The organism is Terrabacter terrae, assembly GCF_039529575.1.
Classification (GTDB): Bacteria; Actinomycetota; Actinomycetes; order Actinomycetales; family Dermatophilaceae; genus Terrabacter; species Terrabacter terrae.
Map to the genome: position 1 here is coordinate 1 of NZ_BAAANB010000196.1, position 742 is coordinate 742.

General features: G+C 65.1%; 1 protein-coding gene. It reads right to left on the bottom strand.

Annotated features, from left to right (window positions below):
* Positions 1–722: fumarylacetoacetate hydrolase family protein (locus ABD194_RS20890; RefSeq protein ID WP_343995123.1), on the bottom strand; the 722-nt coding region annotated here is incomplete at its 3' end.
* Positions 723–742 lie beyond the last annotated feature (20 nt).

Genomic DNA, 742 nt, shown 5'->3' on the forward strand with positions numbered 1-742 from the left:
CGGTCCGCCGCCGGCAGCGAGTTCGCGGTGCCACGGCAAGCCGGATCACGGAGCGACTCGCCGAGCCATTGCATCTCCTGACGCCCACCGACCACCCGGCTCTGCAACACTCCTAGCTCGTCGACCTCGATACGCACCATGTCCTCCGGCTCCAATGTGAAGGGCAGTTCCGGAACGAGGCTGGTTCCTGTTGAGAGGATGACGCCGTCCGGGAAGAGCTCTTCACGGCACAGGTATCCAGCTAGATCGGGCAGTCTGCGGCGCAGGTCGCTGGTGTTTGACTGGCCCTGCCAGATCACCCGGCCGGCTCGGTCGATGCGCATGGAGATGCCAAGCCGGTATGGATCCTTAACCTCCCAGGCGGGCCGGATGGCGGGGCCCACCGCGCAGGCGCCCAGGTAGACCTTCGCCTGCGGCAGATACAGGGGGTTGGTCCCCTCGATCGAGCGGGAGCTCACGTCGTTGCAGACCGTGTAGCCGACCGTCTCTCCGTCAGCGTTCAACACCATGGCCAACTCGGGCTCCGGAACGTTGATCGCGGAGTCCTGCCGCACGGAAATGGTTTCTCCATGGCCGGTCACTCGCCAGGCGCTCGACTTGAAGAACAGCTCCGGTCGGTCCGCGTCGTACACAAGTTCGTACACGTCGGCGGCGTGATCACTCTCGAGTACGCGGGCCTCCCGTGAACGTTGGTAGGTGACGCCGGCCGCCCAAACCTCCATGAGCGAGTCGATCGGAGGGA